Source organism: Gordonia sp. LMA484 (assembly GCF_058129505.1).
This window is the reverse complement of sequence record NZ_CM176700.1, coordinates 1-18,004: the sequence shown is the minus strand read 5'-3', so window position 1 is coordinate 18,004 and position 18,004 is coordinate 1. Positions and strand designations below refer to the sequence as shown.

The window sequence follows — 18,004 nt, the reverse complement described above, 5'->3', positions numbered from 1 at the left end:
CGGAATTCTCACCGGCCAACCGCTTGACGTGGCCGGATTCTGATCTTAGTCTAACCCACAGTTGATATATTAGTTACCTCTGAACTGGTAGCCCAGGAAGGTGAGCATGACTCTCAACACCGCAGCGCCAACCCCGACAAGCGCCGCCAACCCGACTCTGAGCGAGAATCTGTCAGAGCTGGATCCCGCTGTCCACCAGGCCATCGCGGCGGAGCTCGCGCGCCAGCAGGGCACCCTCGAGATGATCGCGAGCGAGAACTTCGCGCCGCTGGCGGTGATGCAGGCGCAGGGATCGGTGCTGACCAACAAGTACGCCGAGGGTTATCCCGGGCGCCGCTATTACGGCGGCTGCGAGCACGTCGACGTGATCGAGCAGTTGGCCATCGATCGGCTCAAGGATCTGTTCGGCGCCGAATTCGCCAATGTGCAGCCGCATTCCGGCGCACAGGCCAACGCCGCGGCGATGTCGGCGCTGCTGTCGCCGGGCGATGGCATCCTGGGCCTCGACTTGGCCCACGGCGGACACCTCACCCACGGCATGCGGCTGAATTTCTCGGGCAAGCTCTACGACGTCGCCGCATACCATGTCCGCGAGGAGGACCATCGCGTCGACATGGCCGAGGTCGAGCGTCTCGCGCTCGAACACCGGCCCAAGCTGATCCTCGCGGGATGGTCGGCATACCCGCGTCAACTCGACTTCGCCGAGTTCCGCCGCATCGCCGATCTGGTGGACGCCTACCTCATGGTCGACATGGCCCACTTCGCCGGGCTCGTGGCCGCGGGGTTGCATCCCTCACCGGTGCCGCACGCGCACGTCGTCACCTCTACGACTCACAAGACCCTCGGTGGTCCGCGTGGCGGGATCATCCTCACCAACGATGCTGCGCTGGCCAAGAAGATCAATTCGTCGGTGTTCCCGGGACAGCAGGGCGGACCGCTCGAGCATGTCATCGCCGCGAAGGCCGTGTCGTTCAAGCTCGCCGGTGAGTCGGCGTTCGCCGAGCGCCAGCAACGCACCCTCGATGGCGCGAAGATCCTCGCCGAGCGGCTGCTCGCCGAGGACTCCCGGGCGGCCGGCATCAGCGTGGTCTCCGGCGGCACCGACGTGCATCTCGTACTGGTCGACCTGTCCGCCTCCGAACTGGACGGCAAGCAGGCCGAGGACCGGCTGCACCGGGTGGGTATCACGGTGAACCGCAACGCCGTTCCGTTCGATCCCCGTCCGCCGATGATCAGCTCCGGGGTCCGTATCGGCACCCCGGCCCTGGCCACCCGCGGATTCGATCTCGACGCCTTCGCCGAGGTCGCCGACATCATCAGCCTCGCGTTGCGTCCGGACACCGGCGACGACGCGCTCGAGTCCCTGCGCGACCGGGTCGACGTCCTGGCCCAGCGTTTCCCGCTCTACCCCGACTTCGCGGAGGCGACCCTGTGACCTCACCATCATCGGCTCACCGGCCCGGCGCCCACCTGCCGGATCACCCGGACTTTCTCTGGCGCACACCCGAACCCAAGAAGTCCTATGACGTGGTCATCGTCGGTGGCGGCGGTCACGGGCTTGCCACCGCACACTACCTCGCCAAGAACCACGGGATCACCAATGTCGCTGTGCTCGAGCGTGGTTGGCTGGCCGGCGGCAACATGGCCCGCAACACCACGCTGATCCGGTCCAATTATCTGTGGGACGAGAGTGCCCGCATCTACGAGCATGCGCTCAAACTGTGGGAGGGCCTCGAGGAGGACCTGGAGTATCCGATCCTGTTCAGCCAGCGTGGTGTGCTCAATCTCGCGCACAGCCTGCAGGACGTACGGGACAGCGTCCGCCGCGTCGAGGCGAACAAGCTCAGCGGCATCGACGCCCAGTGGGTCGACCCGGACGAGGTCAAGAAGCTGTGCCCGTTGGTCAACATCAGCGACGAGATCCGCTACCCCGTCCTCGGTGCCACCTACCAGCCGCGGGCCGGGATCGCCAAACACGACTACGTCGCCTGGGGATTCGCACGCCGCGCCGACCAGGCCGGCATCGACATCATCCAGAACTGCGAGGTGACCGGCTTCGTCACCGACGGCGACCGCGTCACCGGCGTGCGCACCACCCGTGGCGACATCGCGGCCGGGCAGGTCGCGCTGTGCGCGGCCGGACACACCTCGACGCTGACCGACATGCTGGGCATCCGCACACCGTTGCAGAGCCACCCGCTGCAGGCGCTGGTCTCCGAGCTCCTCGAGCCCGTCCACCCGACCATCGTCATGTCCAACGCCGTGCATGTCTATGTCTCCCAGGCCCACAAGGGCGAATTGGTGATGGGTGCCGGGGTCGACTCGTACAACGGATACGGCCAGCGCGGCGCCTTCCACATCATCGAGCGGCAGATGGCCGCCGCGGTAGAACTGTTCCCCGTCTTCGCCCGCGCGCACCTGCTGCGCACCTGGGCCGGGATCGTCGATGTCTGCCCCGATGCATCGCCCATCGTCGGACGTGGCGGGCAGTACGAGAACCTCTACCTCAATGCCGGCTGGGGCACTGGCGGGTTCAAGGTCACGCCCGGCCTCGGGTGGTGTCTGGCCGACACGATCGCCTCGGGTGAGCCGCACGAGTATGTCGCACCGTTCTCCCTCGACCGATTCGTCACCGGCGCCCTCGTCGACGAACACGGCGCGGCCGGCGTCGCGCACTGAACCCGAACGAGAACTGGAGCGAGCACATGCAACTCATCGAATGCCCGTGGTGCGGACCACGCGAGGAGACCGAGTTCCACTACGGCGGAGAGGCACACATCGCCTACCCGGAGGACCCGGCGGCACTGAGCGACGAACAGTGGGCGCACTTCGTCTTCTTCCGCAACAACCCCAAGGGTGTCTTCGCCGAACGGTGGAGCCACAGCGCCGGCTGCCGCCGCTGGTTCAACGCACTGCGTGACACCGCCACCTACCGATTCCACGGCGTGTACCGCCTCGACGAGCAGAAGCCGGCGACCTCATGAACACATCCTTCCGTACCCCCCGCGGTGGTCGTGTCGACCGTGACACCACCCTGCGCTTCACCTTCGGTGACCGGGAACTGACCGGACACCCCGGCGACACGCTGGCCTCGGCCCTGCTGGCCCACGGGCTGCACCAGGTCACCACCAGCATCAAGCTGGGCCGTCCGCGCGGCATCACCGCCGCCTGGGCCGAGGACACCGGCGGCCTGGTCCAGATCGAGGCCCCGTTCCCCGAGCCGATGCTGCTCGCCACCACCGTGGAGCTCTTCGACGGCCTTGTCGCACGGGGTATTCCGGGGCAGGGTCGGCTGGCGGAGATCCCCGATAACGCCCGCTACGACGCAACGCACGTGCACGCCGACGTCCTGATCGCCGGCGCCGGCCCCGCCGGACTTGCCGCAGCGTTGACCGCCGCACGCAGCGGGGCCCGGGTCGCGCTGATCGACGAGCAGTCCGAGGCCGGCGGCGCGCTGCTCGGCTCCGACGACCTGATCGACGGACGACCTGCACTGGACTGGGTGGCCGATGCGGTGGCCGAACTCGCCAGCTATCCCGATGTTGTGCACCTGCAGCGCACCACCGCGTTCGGACTCTACGACGACGGCTTTGTGCTCGCGGTCCAGCGACGCACCGACCATCTCGGCAACGAGGCACCCGCCGCGGTGAGCCGACAGCGGGTGTGGCGAATCCGCGCCCGGCACATCATCGTCGCCGCCGGAGCGCACGAGCGTCCGGTGGTCTTCAGCGACAACGACCGTCCCGGGATCATGCTCGCCCACAGCGCACGCACGTTCCTGCATCGCTACGGCGTGCGGGTCGGTGAACAGGCGGTGGTCTTCACGACCAACGACAGCGCCTACCGCGCGGCGTTCGACCTGCACGACGCCGGCGTGCGGATCAACGCGGTCGTCGAGGCCCGTACGCAGGTACCCGCGCATCTGGTCGACGGCTGCGACACGCGTGGGATCGCCGTGCGCGCGGGCTCCGTGGTGCACGGCACCCGCGGCAACGGCCGGGTCAGCCACGCGCTGGTCTCGGGCTCGCCCGGCTCGCCGGTGCTGGCCTGCGACACCCTGCTGGTCAGCGGCGGCTGGAATCCGGCCGTCCATCTGTTCAGTCAGGCGCGTGGCGCGCTGCGCTACGACGACACCCTCGGCGCGTTCCTGCCCGGCGACGATCTCGACGGCATCAGTGTGACCGGTTCGGCCGCAGGCGTCTTCGACCTTCCCGGCTGCATCCGCAACGGACGGGAGAAGGCCACGGAGGTGCTGGTGGCGCTGGGCCGCGCCGCGCGGTCGACAACGCTGCCCGGCGAAGCCGACCCGGCGACCGCTGCCAGCCCTGCCCTGGTCATGTGGCGGGTGCCCGACGAGAAGGGCACCGACACCCAGTTCGTCGACGTGCAGCGCGACGCGACCGTCGCCGACATCGCCCGCGCGATCGGCGCCGGAATGCGGTCCGTCGAACACATCAAGCGCTACACCACGATCGGCACGGCACACGATCAGGGCAAGACCTCGGGCATCATCGCGTCCGGGATCACTGCGGAATTACTCGGCGAACCGGTCCAGGCGTTGGGCACCACCACCTTCCGCCCGCCGTACACGCCCGTTGCGTTCGCCGCTCTGGCCGGGCGCAGCCGAGGCAGCCTGTTCGATCCGGAACGGGTCACCGCGGTGCACGAGTGGCACGTGGCCCGCGGCGCGGTCTTCGAGGACGTCGGCCAGTGGAAGCGACCCCGCTTCTATCCGCTGCCCGGCGAAGAGATGGACGACGCCGTGCTGCGCGAATGTGCCGCCGTACGTGGGTCCGTCGGCATCCTCGACGGCTCGACACTGGGCAAGATCGATGTGCAGGGCCCGGATTCCGGCGAGTTCCTCGACATGCTCTACACCAACATGATGAGCACGCTGAAGGTCGGCATGATCCGCTACGGCGTGATGTGTGGTGTCGACGGGATGGTGATCGACGACGGCACCGTGATGCGCCTGGCGGAGGACCGCTTCCAGGTCTTCACGACGACCGGCGGTGCGGCGCACATCCTGGACTGGATGGAGGAGTGGCTGCAGACCGAGTGGCCGCATCTGAAGGTGCGGCTCACCTCGGTGACCGAGCAGTGGCACACCTTCCCTGTCGTCGGCCCGCGGTCGCGTGATGTGGTGGGCGCGGTCTTCGGTGACCTCGACGTCAGCAACGAGGCGTTTCCGTTCATGGCCTGGCGCGACACGACTCTCGACGGCGTGCACGTCCGCGTCGGCCGGGTGAGCTTCTCCGGCGAACTGGCCTACGAGGTCAACGTCATGGGGTGGTACGCGACGCAGGTGTGGGAACGCCTCATCGCCGCCGGTGAACGCCACGGGATCACCCCGTACGGCACCGAGACCATGCACGTACTGCGAGCCGAGAAGGGGTACCCGATCATCGGCCAGGACACCGACGGCACGGTCACGCCGCAGGATCTCGGGATGAACTGGGTGGTGTCGAAGAAGAAGACCGACTTCATCGGCAAGCGCTCGTTCACGAGGAGCGAGAACCTCAACCCCCTGCGCAAGCAGTTCGTCGGGCTCCTGCCGCTCGACGCCGAGACCGTCCTGCCCGAGGGCTCGCAGATCATCGAGCCCGGCGAGGACGGGGCGTTGCCGCCCGTGCCGGTACCGATGCTCGGCCACGTCACCTCGAGCTATCGGAGTGCCGAACTCGGTCGCCCGTTCGGCCTGGCCCTGCTCAAGGGCGGCCGCGACCGTATCGGCGACACCGTTCACGTCCCCGTGGACGGAACCCTGGTCCCGGTGGAGGTCACCGGCACCGTCCTCGTCGACCCCGAAGGAGCACGCCGCGATGGCTGACACACTGACCCGCCGGAGCCCGTTGCAGGCCTGGCACTCTCGATTCGCTGCGCTGCCCGACTCCGTCGGCATCGCCGAAGAGCCGTTCGTCACCATGGTCGACTTGTGGGTGGACCCCACCGGGGACGGCGGTACCGCTGCCGCGTCGGTGCTCGGCGTCGACGCACTCCCGCAGACGCCGTCGACCGTGGTCGCCGGCGACGCCGTCGAGGTCATCTGGATGGGACCGCAGGAGTGGCTGATCATCTCGACCAGCCTGGACGGTGAAGACCTCGAGGCGCGGCTGCGCAATGCGGTCGCCGCTCAGGGCGGCGCCGCTGTGGACGTCTCGGCGCAGCGCACGGTCGTCCGGCTCAGCGGGACTCACGCACGGGATGTGCTGGCCAAGGGCTGCTCCCTGGACCTGCACCCGAGCGTGTTCGGGCGGGGCTCTGCGGCGCAGACCACGCTCGCCCTGGCCGGCGTGGTCCTGATCCCCGGAGACGAGTCGGCAACCGACTACCGGATCATCGTCCGGTCGTCGTTCGCCGGCTACCTGGCGGAATGGTTGCTCGACGCCACCGAGGAGTTCGGCGTCGAGTGGTGACGGCAGTGCCGTCCACACCCGGATCTGATGTACGGTCAAAGGGAGCTGACATCTCAGTTGGGTGATGTCGTATATCCGCCAGGAAGGTGATCGACGTGGCTGTGCGCGCCCCACGCGCTGCGGACCGGCAGACCGCGAGCGGACGATTGCTCTCCGACCAGGCCTTCGAGGCCATTCGGGACAAGATCGTCTCGTTGGAAATACCTCCGGGCGCGCCGATCGAGGAGGAGCAGCTCGCAGCCGAACTCGGGTTCGGCCGGACACCCGTACGGGAGGCGATCAAACGCCTCGCGTACGGGCGGCTGGTCGTCATCTACCCGCGTAGCGGCAGCTACGCCGCCGACCTCCACCTGGCCGACCTCGAAGCGATCTGCGACATGCGCGAGCGACTCGAGGGGCTCGCCGCGGAGCGCGCGGCCACGGCGGCGACCTATGAGGAACGCACCGAACTCCAGGCATTGCTCGACAAGGTCGATTCCTGCGACGACCCTGCGGTGCTGCTCGAGATCGACGTCGACGTCCACCGGGCGATCCATCGGATGTCGCACAATCCTTATCTGCTCGACAGTCTCACCCAGAGTCTGGATCTGTCGGTCCGCATGTGGAACCTCGCCCGGGAACGCCTCCCCGACCTGAACCACCACGTCCACGGTCAGACCGAGGTGCTCCAGGCGATCCTCGACCGCGACGGCGCCCGGGCCCGCACCCTCGCCGAATCACACGTGCGCGAGTTCGAGGACGGCATCCGCACGATGTTCTAGCAAGCGGGGACGAACTGCTCGCCGACGATGCGAGATGCCATCGCCGGTCCACACAGAAATCCGATCCGCACAATGAGCCAGAGCGGCAGTGGTTTTCCGCTGGTCGAGTAGCCGGCGAGCGACAGCGAGACGGCGTATCGAGACCCATTGAGGTGCACCAGTCACCAGGTCTCGATACGCCCTCGCCCCAGGGGGCTCGGACTACTCGACCACCGGACAGAAACCCCCACTCAACAGCAACCGGGACGAACTGCTCGCCGACGATAGAGCGACAGTGGTTTTCCGCCGGTCGAGTAGCCGGCGAGCGGCAGCGAGACAGCGTATCGAGACCCGTTGAGGTGCACCAGTCACCAGGTCTCGATACGCCCTCGCCCCAGGGGGCTCGGACTACTCGACCACCGGACAGAAACCCCCACTCAACAGCAAGCGGGGACGAACTGCTCACGAGCGGATGCGGCCGGGGTGGGCGTAGATGTTCATCGTCGGTCCGCGAAGGAATCCCACCAGCGTCAGGCCGGCCTCGGCGGCCAGCTCCACGGCCAGCGACGACGGCGCCGAGACCGCGGCAAGAATCGGAATACCGGCCATGACCGCCTTCTGCGCCAGTTCGAACGAGGCGCGACCACTGACCAGCAGCACCGTCCCGGCAAGGGGGACCCGTCCGTGCTCGATGGCCCAGCCGATGACCTTGTCCACCGCGTTGTGACGCCCGACGTCCTCTCGCAGCACGAGAAGTTCACCGTCCACCGTGAACAGGCCCGCGGCATGCAGGCCGCCGGTCGAGTCGAACACCTTCTGCGCCGCGCGCAACGTGTCCGGCATCCCCGTCAGCGTCGCCCGCTCGACCTCGACAGGATCGGATGCGGGATCGTGACGGGTGCGCTGCCGGATGGACTCGAGCGACGCCTTGCCGCACACACCACACGAGGACGTCGTGTAGAAATTGCGGTCGATTCCGTTGTCCGGCAGCACGATTCCAGGCGCGAGGTCGACGTCGAGTACGTTGTAGGTGTTGACCCCGTCCGGACCGCGACTGTTGCAGTACCGCACCGACACGATGTCGTCGCGGCCGCCGATGAGTGCCTCGGTCAGCAGGAATCCCTGTGCCAGCTCGACATCTGAGCCCGGCGTCCGCATCGTCACCGCGAGAGGACGCCCGGCGACCCGGATCTCCAGCGGTTCCTCCACGGCGACGGTGTCGGGCCGAAGGATGGTGCGGCCGACATCGAGCCGGGTCACCCGGGTGCGGGTGGTGACCCGGCCCATCAGGACCGACGTTCCAGGCGGATCGTCACGGCCTTGGACACCGGGGTGTTCGACTCGCGGGCAACGTGATCGAGCGGGATGAGCGGATTGGTCTCGGGATAGTAGGCGGCGGCATTGCCGCGTGGGGTGGGATACGGCACGAGCCGGAAGTCCTCGGCACGCCGTTCCTGCACCGTCCCGTCCGCGAGGGGCCACTCCGACACCAGATCGACCCGGTCGTCGGGGCGGAACCCGAGGTCGGTGATGTCGTCGGCGTGGGCGAAGACCACACGACGGCCACCCTTGACGCCGCGGTAGCGATCGTCGAGTCCGTAGATCGTGGTGTTGTACTGGTCGTGGCTGCGCATCGTCTGCAGGACAAGGCGCCCCGGCGGCACGGTGATCCGGTACAGCTCGTTGACGAAGAAGTTCGCCTTGCCGCTGGCTGTGTCGAACCGTCGTTCGTCGCGGGGCGGATGTGGCAGCACGAATCCGTCCGGTTGCCGGACCCGGGTGTTGAAGTCGGCGAATCCCGGTACCACCCGCGCGATCGAGTCGCGGATGCGGTCGTAGTCACCGGCGAAGGCCTGCCACGGGACGCGATGGTCGGGCCCGAACAGGGCTTGCGCGAGACCGCAGACGATGGCGACCTCGCTGCGCAGCTGGTCGCTCGCGGGCGTCAACCCGCCGCGGGACAGGTGCACCACCGACATGGAGTCCTCGACGGTGACCAGCTGTTTGCGCCCGTCGACGACGTCCTTGTCGGTGCGCCCGAGGGTGGGCAGGATGAGCCCGGTGCGGCCGGTGACGAGATGAGAACGGTTGAGTTTGGTGGACACCTGCACGGTGAGCGAGCAGCGGCGCAGAGCCGCTTCGGTCAGTTCGGTGTCCGGTGTCGCGGACACGAAGTTCCCGCCCATCGCCATGAACACACCGACCCGGCCGTCGCGCATCGCCCGGATCGCGTCCACCGCGTCGTAACCGTGGCGCCGTGGGCTGGTGATCCCGAACTCGGCGTCCAGCGCCGTGAGGAAGGACTCGGGCATCTTCTCCCAGATACCCATCGTGCGATCGCCCTGGACGTTGGAGTGGCCGCGAACCGGGCACACACCCGCACCCGGTTTGCCCATCATGCCTTGCAGCAGCAGCAGACTCGTCGCGTCCTGGATCGTCGCCACGCCGTGGGTCTGTTGGGTCAGACCCATCGCCCAGCAGATGATCGTCTTGGTCGAGTCGAGCATCGTCGCGGCCGTCTGATCGAGTTGCGCCCGGGTCAGCCCGGTCGCCTCGGCGACCACGTCCAAGTCGACCTGCCGTATGTGGTCGGCGAATGCCTCGAATCCGGCGCAGTGGTCGGTGATGAAGGCGTGGTCGAGCACGGTTCCGGGCGCGGCATCCTCTGCCTCGAGCAGTAGTTTGGCCAGACCCTGGAACAGTGCTTGATCGCCGCCGATGCGGATCTGCAGCAGCTCGTCGGCGATCTGCACGCCGTCGCCGATGACGCCATGGACCTTCTGCGGGTCCTTGAATCGCAGCAGCCCGGCCTCGGGCAGCGGATTGATCGCAATGACCTTGGCGCCGTTGGCCTTCGCCTTCTCCAGCACCGACAGCATTCGGGGGTGGTTGGTCCCCGGGTTCTGCCCCGCGATCAGAATCAGATCGGCGTTCTCGAGGTCGGGCACCGAGACCGAGCCCTTACCGATGCCGATGCTGTCGACCAGCGCGGTGCCCGACGACTCATGACACATGTTGGAGCAGTCGGGCATGTTGTTCGTGCCGAAGGCGCGGATCATCAGCTGATAGACAAACGCCGCCTCGTTGGAGGTGCGGCCCGAGGTGTAGAAGGCGGCTTCGTCCGGCGTGTCGAGAGCGTGTAACTCGTCGGCGATCAGACCGAAGGCCTCGTCCCAGCCGATCGGCTCGTAGTTGTCGGCACCCGGGCGCAACACCATCGGGTGGGTGAGCCTGCCCTGCTGCCCGAGCCAGTAGTCGGTGCGGCCCAACAACTCCGACACCGGGTGCGCGGCGAAGAAGTCCGGGCCGACACGACGGGTGGTGGCCTCCTCGGCGACCGCTTTGGCACCGTTCTCACAGAACTCCGCGTGCTTGCGATGACCCGGGGTCTCCGGCCACGCACAGCCCGGACAGTCGAAACCGTTGCGCTGGTTCAGCCGTGCCAGGGTGCGCGCAGTGCGCACCGGCCCCATCTGCTCGAGGCCGCGCCGCAGCGATACCATCACCGCGGGAACGCCCGCAGCATAGGACTTCTCGTGGGTGACGACGACCTCGTCTTCGTCGAACTCGTATCTGTCGGATGACTTCACGACGTCAGGGTCCTCGCCGCCCGCCCGAACCGGATCACAACACGACCACTGACCGCAGCACCTCACCGTTGTGCATGGTGTGGAACGCCTCTTCGACCTCGTCGAGCTTGATGCGCTCGGTGACGAAACGGTCCAGCGGAAGCCGACCCTGCTGGTGCAGGTCGATCAGCATCGGGAAGTCACGCTCGGGTAAACAGTCGCCGTACCACGACGACTTGAGTGCTCCACCGTGGGAGAAGAAGTCGATCAGAGGCATCTCCAGGGTCAGATCGGGCGTGGGCACACCGACCAGCACGACCGTACCCGCGAGGTCACGGGCGTAGAACGCCTGACGCCAGGTCTCGGGTCGACCCACGGCGTCGATGACCACGTCGGCGCCGAATCCGCCGGTCAGTTCCTGCACCGCCTCGACGGTGTTCACCTCGGCGGCATTCACCGTGTGGGTGGCGCCGAGGTCTCTGGCCCACTGCAACTTTCGCGCATCACGGTCGATCGCGATGATCGTCGTCGCACCCGCCAGATGCGCACCCATGATCGCGGCGTCACCCACCCCGCCGCAGCCGATGACGGCCACCGAGTCGCCACGGGAGACGTTGCCGGTGTTGACCGCGGCGCCCAGACCGGCCATCACACCACAGCCGAGTAGCCCGGCGACGGCCGGATCGGCGGTGGAGTCGACCTTGGTGCACTGTCCGGCATGCACCAGCGTCTTCTCCGCGAACGCGCCGATGCCGAGTGCGGGCGTGAGTTCGGTGCCGTCGTCGAGGGTCATCTTCTGTTTCGCGTTGTGGGTGTCGAAGCAGTACTGGCCTCGGCCGCGGCGGCAAGCGCGGCACTGGCCGCACACCGCGCGCCAGTTGAGCACGACGAAGTCCCCGACGGCCACCGAGTCGACACCCTCGCCGACCTGCTCGACGAGCCCGGCGGCCTCGTGGCCGAGCAGGAACGGGAACTCGTCGTTGATGCCGCCCTCGCGATAGGTGAGGTCGGTGTGGCAGACCCCGCAGGCCTGCACCGCGACGACGACCTCACCCGGCCCCGGATCGGGAACGGTGATCATCGCGACCTCGACCGGGGCTTTCGCCGACCGGGCGATGACACCGCGAACCTGTTGTGACATGGCAGAACTCCTTGGGGTGATGCTTGCGTGTGGGGATGGTGGAGCGGAGATCGGTTGGTGCTCAGAGCACCAGGCAGAGCCGGAACGCGTCGTAGACGGCGGCGTGGATGTTGCGGCTGGCGACCGCGTCCCCGATCCGGAACAGCTGATAAGTACCCTGCGGGTTCCTGTCGACCGCCTGCGGCCGCAGATCGAGCAGCGCCTGCTGATCCACCTCGCCGAGGTTGGTCGATCCCGCGACGAGTTCGAAGTAGATGTCGTCGAGCGGAAGCGTGCCGTGTTCGACGACCACCTGATCGACGATGCGATGACGCGTCGCGTGGGCGTACTCGTTGTACAGGTCCACCTCGAGACATCCGTCCTTGCGGCGCACCGCGGTCAGCCGCTCGTTGAGGGTCACCCGCACATCGTGCTCGGCGAACACCTTGAAGTAGCCGGGATAGTTGACACCGCCGACGTCTGGTGCGAGAGTCCGCTCCGGCGTGACGAACTCGACCTGCACACCACTGCGCGCCAACACCTCGGCGGCATCCAGACCCGGGTGCCCACCGTTGTCGTCGAAGAAGAGGACCTCTCCCTTCGGGCGTACCGCGCCACACAGCACGTCCCACCCGTCGGAGACGAGACCGTCACCCTCGGTGAGGAATTGGGTGTCCGGCACGCCACCCGTGGCGATCACCACGATCTCGGGATTCTCGGCGAGGATGTCGGCGGCGTCGGCGTACACGCTGGTGCGGATGTCCACACCGAGTCGTTTGCACTCGTCGAGCCGCCATTCGACGATGCTGATGAGGTCGCGGCGCCGGGGGGCCGAGGAGGCCAGCCGGATCTGCCCGCCCGGCGCGTCGGCGGCCTCGAAGACAACCACCCGATGGCCACGTTCGCCGAGCACGCGGGCGGCCTCCAGGCCGGCGGGTCCGGCACCGACCACGACTGCGGTCCGGGCCGGGCCGTCGGCGGCCGGTACCTCATGAGGCAGCCGATCCTCACGGCCGGTCGACGGATTGTGCACGCACTTGGCGTCGCGGTTCTGGTAGATCTCGTCCAGGCAGTAGCTCGCGCCGACGCAGGGACGGATACGATCCTCTTCTCCGCCTTGGATCTTCGCGACGATGTGCGGGTCGGCGATATGTGCGCGGGTCATGCCGACGAGATCGATCAGGCCGTCGCGGATGGCATGCCGCGCGGTGGCCACGTCGTTGATCCGGGACGCGTGCATCACCGGCACGGACACCTCGCGCTTGACCTGGGCGGCGAAGTCGAGGTGCGGGGCCACGGGCGTACCCATCGGCGGGATGACCCGCGAGAGCGCCTCGTCGCCGGCCATGTATCCCTTGATGACGCTGATGAAGTCGATACCCTCGTCGACGACGCGCTTGGCGATGGTGAGCCCCTCGTCCCACTGCAGCCCGCCGGGCTCGTCCTCGTCGAGCGACATCCGGATGCCCACGGCGAAGTCCGGGCCCGCCGCCTCGCGGACCGCGCGGATCACCCGCAGCGGGAAGCGCAGCCGGTCCTCGAGGCTGCCGATGCCGTACTCGTCGTCGCGCTGGTTGGTCAGCGGCGACCAGAACGAATCCAGCAGATGGGTATAGGCCTCGAGTTCGATGCCGTCGAGTCCGGCCTCGCGGCATCGTGCGGTCGCATCGGCGTAGGCCTTTACGACGCGGTCGAGATCCCACTCCTCGGCCGCCTTCGGGAACGAGCGATGCGCGGGTTCCTTGAGCGGCGAGGGTGCGATGACCGGTAGCCAGTCCCCGTCGTAGTTGCTTGTGCGCCGGCCCAGGTGGGTGACCTGACACATGACAGCGGCGCCGTGCTCGTGCACCCCGTAGGCGAGTTCCCGCAGCCAGGGCACGATCTCGTCCTTGTAGAGATGCAGGTTTCCGAATGCCGCGGGGCTGTCGGGGGCAACCACGGCCGATCCGCCCATCATGGTCAGCCCGATGCCGCCCTTCGCCTTCTCCTCGTGATAGAGGCGGTAGCGCCGCTTGGGCATCCCGTCCTCGGTGTACGACGGTTCGTGCGAGGTGCTGACCACGCGATTGCGCAGGGTGACATTCTTCAGGCGAAACGGCTGAAGCAGCGGATCGATGAGCTGTTGTGACATTCCGATTAGACCCTCTGAAATATTTGATGCGTTCTCTAACACATCATGTTGCCGGAAATGTATGTCACGTGGAGCCTGGCGGTCAAGGGTTGTGGACCACAAAATCCGACCTCGCCGTCGAGCGTCCCGGACCCCTTGACCTGCGTCCCCGGGTACTCTACCGTTCAGACCCACAACTTATATATCACTTGGTGATCAATAAGTCTTCAGCTGTCGAGACGAAGGGGATGATCGTGCACACCCTCACCATCCGACCGGGACAGGAGGCGGTATGACCGTCAGCGTCTTCGACCTCTTCTCCGTCGGCATCGGCCCATCGAGTTCTCATACCGTCGGGCCGATGCGCGCGGCGTCGCGCTTCGTCGCGGACCTGCAGACCATCGGCGCGGTCGATGATCTGCTGGGCATCCGCGTCGATCTCTTCGGCTCGCTCGCAGCCACCGGCGCCGGCCACGGAACGATGACCGCCATCCTCCTCGGACTCGAAGGCCACCGGCCCGAGGAGATCCGCACCGACGAGATGGAAGCGCGCATCGACGCGATGCGCGAAACCGGCACCATCAGGCTCGCCGGGGTGCGCGAGATCCGCTACGGCGAGGACCACATGGTCCTGCGTCCGCTGACGGTCCTGCCGTTCCACCCCAATGCGATGACGATCACGGCATACGGGGTCGGACGCGTGGAGCTACACCGTGAGACGTACTTCTCGGTCGGCGGCGGATTCGTGGTGACCGAGACGGAGAGCCGTGCGACCGAGGGCGACGACGCCCCACGCGGCGATCGCGGTTTCGACTCGGGCAAGCAACTGCTGGAGATGTGCGATCGTGACCACTGCAGCATCAGCGACGTGATGATGTCGCTCGAGCGTGACCTACGAACGACGGCCGAGATCCACGACCGTCTGCTCCACATCCGTGACGTGATGGTCGAATGCGAGAACCGTGGCATCGCCCGAGACGGCTACCTGCCCGGTGCCCTGCGGGTGAAGCGCCGGGCGAAGGACTGGTTCGAACGCCTCGACGCCGAGGACCCGGACCGTCGACCCGAGTTCGCCGAGGACTGGGTCAATCTCGTCGCACTCGCGGTCAACGAGGAGAACGCCTCGGGCGGTCGGATCGTCACCGCTCCCACCAACGGTGCCGCCGGTATCGTCCCCGCCGTACTGCATTACGCGTTGCACTACACGCCGACAGGGCGCGACGACCCAGACAGCACCGCGATCCGGTTCCTGTTGACCGCCGGCGCCATCGGCTCGCTCTACAAGCAGCGGGCGTCGATCTCGGGCGCCGAGGTCGGCTGCCAGGGCGAGGTCGGTTCGGCCGCATCGATGGCCGCCGCAGGACTCGCCGAAATACTCGGCGGAACCCCTGAGCAGGTGGAGAACGCCGCGGAGATCGCCATGGAGCACAGTCTCGGGCTGACCTGCGATCCGATCGGAGGCCTCGTCCAGATCCCGTGTATCGAGCGGAACGCAATCTCGGCGGGCAAGGCGATCAACGCGGCCCGGATGGCCCTTCGCGGCGACGGGACTCATCGCGTCAGCCTGGATCAGGTCATCGAGACGATGCGTACGACCGGCGCCGACATGCACACCAAGTACAAGGAGACCTCCACCGGTGGGCTGGCGGTCAATGTCCCGGTCAACTTCGTCGAATGCTGACGGACACGGAGGTAGAGATGACCCTGACCGACCACGACCTGATCGCGCGACTGGCACCGGTGCCGTCGGCAGCCGCGGCGTTCCTCCGCAGGACGCCTGCACCACGCCGCACGATCTTCGGCAGCGGAGTCCACACCGGCGCACTCGACGTGCTGCTCCGGTGTGCCGCCGACCGGGGCTCCGCCTTCGTCGTGTTCCAGTTGCTGTCCCCGTTTCTCCCCGGATCGAACGATGTCCGTCTCGACACGGTCGAAGACGTCCGAGACGTTCTCGACCGGTTCGTGGTGTCCGAGAGTGAACTCGAGTACGCGTTCGGGCCCAACTTCCGGGCGGTCACCAGCCATGCCTTCCGGGTCTCCGACCTCCTGCACGACAACGGCACCGCGAAGGTGCCCACCGCCACGGACAGTCACCGACGTCTCGGCGCCTGGCTACATGCGCGCGAGATCGCCTGGGAGTTCGGGCGGGTCGACCAGTGGTACCGCGCCCAGGCGGCCGCGTGGGAGCCCCGCTATGTCGACACCTCGCCGCTGCGGATCGAGGATCCGGCGGCGCGGGAGGTCGTGCTCGCCGTGCGTGATGTCGCCGCGGCCCTGAGCGTCGGCGACCTGGTCGGCCACGGCTTGTTCTCCCAGAACGACTTCGACATCCTCACCGCCCCGTGGCGTCAGGTCTCCGAAGCCGTGGCCACCTGTCGGTGATCCCGGCAGCGACGAGACGGAAGGACGATCGATGACCCGTACGCACAGCGATGACGACGTGCTGAGCTTTGCGATGACGTGGAGCAGTCTCGGCGGAGGGTCGGCCGAGGAGATCCGCGCCCGGTTCGGAGTCGAGCCCTGCGAGTTCTTCGCACAGGTCCATCACATCCTCGACACCCAACCCCCGCAGCATGTCTCGAGTCGGTCGATCGCACGTACGCGCCGGGTGTCGCGACATCGGCGTTGGCTCGGCACCTGAGTCTTGCGGCGATCTTCTGCCGGAACTCGCGCAACGCGCGTCGCGGGTTCCACCATCAGCGTGACTGTCCTACGTGCTCCAGAATGACCTCGACGGCACGCGCAGCACTCTGCGCAGCACCCTCCATCGTCGTGGTCCAGTCGGTGCGGGTCCAGTCACCGGCCAGCGCGAGCCCACGCACGGCGGTGCGTTGATCGGGCCGGACACCTGCCGTACCCGGTCGTTGCGCGAACGTCGATTTCGGCATGCGCACCACATGGCTGTGGATGACCTCGGCGTCGGCGGCTGCGGGGTAGTACCGCCGCAGCATATCCATCTGGATGGCGGTGATCTCGTCATTCCGCTTGTGTGTCAGCTCGTAGGCGGCGGAAACGGTCGTCGAGTAGAGGTGATGTCGTGACGCGTCGCGGCCGTGCATGCGCTGGCGGTCCCAGACCTGTTCGAGCACACCCTCACCGCCGTGCAGGATCTCGCCCCAGTCCGTCATGCCGATGGACCGGTCGAGATAGAGGTTCACGCTCACGATGGGTACCGGGGTCAATTGCTCGGCCGCCGCGTAGATCTCTTCGTGGCCCGGCACCTGGTCGAGCATGCCGGTCACGTTCCACACCGGTACCGCGCAGATGACCGCGTCGGCGGCGATCCGTTCCCCATCGGCAAGTGTGACTCCGGAGACTTGATCGTCGGCGACGTCGATCGAGGCCACCACCGCCCGGTGCCGCACCTGCACCCCGGAATCGGCGAACACCTTCTCCGCCCCGTCGACGAACAACGTGTCGAGGTCGACGGTCGGGTATCCGATCGAGATCGGTGTTCGGGTCTCACGCGCGCGCCGGATACCGGTGACGAGCAGATCGGCCGGCACCTTCGCCGACGAGATGTCGGGCTTGTCACCGGTCAGACCGATGACGATGCCGTCCCACAGCGCGTCCCGCGCCGACTGCGGCATCCCGATGCGGCGGAACCATTCGTCGGCGGTGATGTCGTCGAGCCACGCGGGCTGACGGAGCGCCTGCCGGATCAGCGTTGCCTGCGCGCGAGCCGTGCGCAGCCGGTCCAGACCGCGGACACCGGGCAGATCACCGACCGCCGCACGCACACCCGTCACCCCGCCGAAGGACGACCGCCGCGACGCTCCCCCGGGCATCCGCACCGTCATCTGGCCGGGGAAACGCACGTGCTCGCGGGTGCCGACGCTGTCCAGATATCGCATCAAGTGCTCGTACCCGCTGGCGAAGACGTGCTGACCGTTGTCGGGGACATCGTCGACCGCGGCCAGCGGCATCGCGATGGTACGTCCGCCCAGCGATCCGCGACGTTCCAGCACGGTGACCCGTTGGCCCGCCTCCGCGAGCCACACCGCCGAGGCCATTCCGGCCAGTCCCCCACCCACGACCACACAATGCAT

Annotated in this window: 14 protein-coding genes; 9 read left to right on the top strand and 5 right to left on the bottom strand. The window is 67.4% G+C overall.

Annotated features, from left to right (window positions below):
* Positions 1-106: 106 nt before the first annotated feature.
* From glyA to AC4AMJ_RS00045, 6 genes are all read left to right on the top strand, one after another.
* Positions 107-1,435 (top strand): serine hydroxymethyltransferase, encoded by a 1,329-nt coding sequence (gene glyA / locus AC4AMJ_RS00070; RefSeq protein WP_489897607.1) that lies wholly within the window; start codon positions 107-109, stop codon positions 1,433-1,435.
* The gene (locus tag AC4AMJ_RS00065; protein WP_489897608.1) at positions 1,432-2,679 is read left to right on the top strand and encodes a sarcosine oxidase subunit beta family protein; all 1,248 of its coding nucleotides are present in this window, start codon (positions 1,432-1,434) and stop codon (positions 2,677-2,679) included. The genes glyA and AC4AMJ_RS00065 overlap by 4 nt, the downstream gene beginning before the upstream one ends.
* A gap of 26 nt (positions 2,680-2,705) precedes the next feature.
* Positions 2,706-2,984, top strand: coding sequence for a sarcosine oxidase subunit delta (locus AC4AMJ_RS00060; RefSeq protein ID WP_489897609.1), 279 nt, complete (start codon positions 2,706-2,708; stop codon positions 2,982-2,984).
* Entirely contained in the window at positions 2,981-5,830 is a 2,850-nt protein-coding gene (locus AC4AMJ_RS00055) for a 2Fe-2S iron-sulfur cluster-binding protein (protein ID WP_489916497.1), read from the top strand. Before AC4AMJ_RS00060 ends, AC4AMJ_RS00055 begins: the two co-directional genes overlap by 4 nt.
* Positions 5,823-6,416, top strand: coding sequence for a sarcosine oxidase subunit gamma (locus AC4AMJ_RS00050; RefSeq protein ID WP_489916495.1), 594 nt, complete (start codon positions 5,823-5,825; stop codon positions 6,414-6,416). The genes AC4AMJ_RS00055 and AC4AMJ_RS00050 overlap by 8 nt, the downstream gene beginning before the upstream one ends.
* A gap of 95 nt (positions 6,417-6,511) precedes the next feature.
* The gene (locus tag AC4AMJ_RS00045; protein ID WP_489916493.1) at positions 6,512-7,177 is read left to right on the top strand and encodes a GntR family transcriptional regulator; all 666 of its coding nucleotides are present in this window, start codon (positions 6,512-6,514) and stop codon (positions 7,175-7,177) included.
* A gap of 441 nt (positions 7,178-7,618) precedes the next feature.
* Here AC4AMJ_RS00045 and fdhD read toward each other — a convergent pair whose 3' ends face one another.
* The 4 genes from fdhD to AC4AMJ_RS00025 form a co-directional block, all read right to left on the bottom strand.
* The gene (gene fdhD / locus AC4AMJ_RS00040) at positions 7,619-8,443 is read right to left on the bottom strand and encodes a formate dehydrogenase accessory sulfurtransferase FdhD (protein WP_489916491.1); all 825 of its coding nucleotides are present in this window, start codon (positions 8,441-8,443) and stop codon (positions 7,619-7,621) included.
* Positions 8,443-10,746: an FdhF/YdeP family oxidoreductase gene (locus AC4AMJ_RS00035; protein ID WP_489916489.1), complete on the bottom strand. Its 2,304-nt coding sequence runs from the start codon at positions 10,744-10,746 to the stop codon at positions 8,443-8,445. The genes fdhD and AC4AMJ_RS00035 overlap by 1 nt, the downstream gene beginning before the upstream one ends.
* Before the next feature lie 34 nt (positions 10,747-10,780).
* Positions 10,781-11,866 carry an S-(hydroxymethyl)mycothiol dehydrogenase gene (locus AC4AMJ_RS00030; RefSeq protein WP_489916487.1) on the bottom strand — a complete coding sequence of 362 codons (1,086 nt, stop codon included), beginning with the start codon at positions 11,864-11,866 and terminating at the stop codon, positions 10,781-10,783.
* Positions 11,867-11,927: 61 nt separating this feature from the next.
* Complete coding sequence (locus AC4AMJ_RS00025; protein WP_489916485.1) at positions 11,928-13,976, bottom strand: oxidoreductase; 2,049 nt, start codon at positions 13,974-13,976, stop codon at positions 11,928-11,930.
* A gap of 271 nt (positions 13,977-14,247) precedes the next feature.
* On the opposite strand from AC4AMJ_RS00025, the gene AC4AMJ_RS00020 reads away from it, so the two are divergent.
* Genes AC4AMJ_RS00020 through AC4AMJ_RS00010 form a run of 3 tightly spaced genes read left to right on the top strand, consistent with a single transcriptional unit; the run spans position 14,248 to position 16,596 of the window.
* Positions 14,248-15,636, top strand: coding sequence for an L-serine ammonia-lyase (locus AC4AMJ_RS00020; protein ID WP_489916483.1), 1,389 nt, complete (start codon positions 14,248-14,250; stop codon positions 15,634-15,636).
* 17 nt (positions 15,637-15,653) lie between these two features.
* A complete protein-coding gene (locus tag AC4AMJ_RS00015; RefSeq protein WP_489897618.1) occupies positions 15,654-16,337 on the top strand; it encodes a hypothetical protein in 684 nt (227 codons plus the stop codon).
* 31 nt (positions 16,338-16,368) lie between these two features.
* Positions 16,369-16,596: a DUF3263 domain-containing protein gene (locus AC4AMJ_RS00010; RefSeq protein ID WP_489916481.1), complete on the top strand. Its 228-nt coding sequence runs from the start codon at positions 16,369-16,371 to the stop codon at positions 16,594-16,596.
* A gap of 55 nt (positions 16,597-16,651) precedes the next feature.
* On the opposite strand, the gene AC4AMJ_RS00005 is transcribed toward AC4AMJ_RS00010, so the two are convergent.
* Positions 16,652-18,004 (bottom strand): hydroxysqualene dehydroxylase, encoded by a 1,353-nt coding sequence (locus AC4AMJ_RS00005; RefSeq protein ID WP_489916479.1) that lies wholly within the window; start codon positions 18,002-18,004, stop codon positions 16,652-16,654.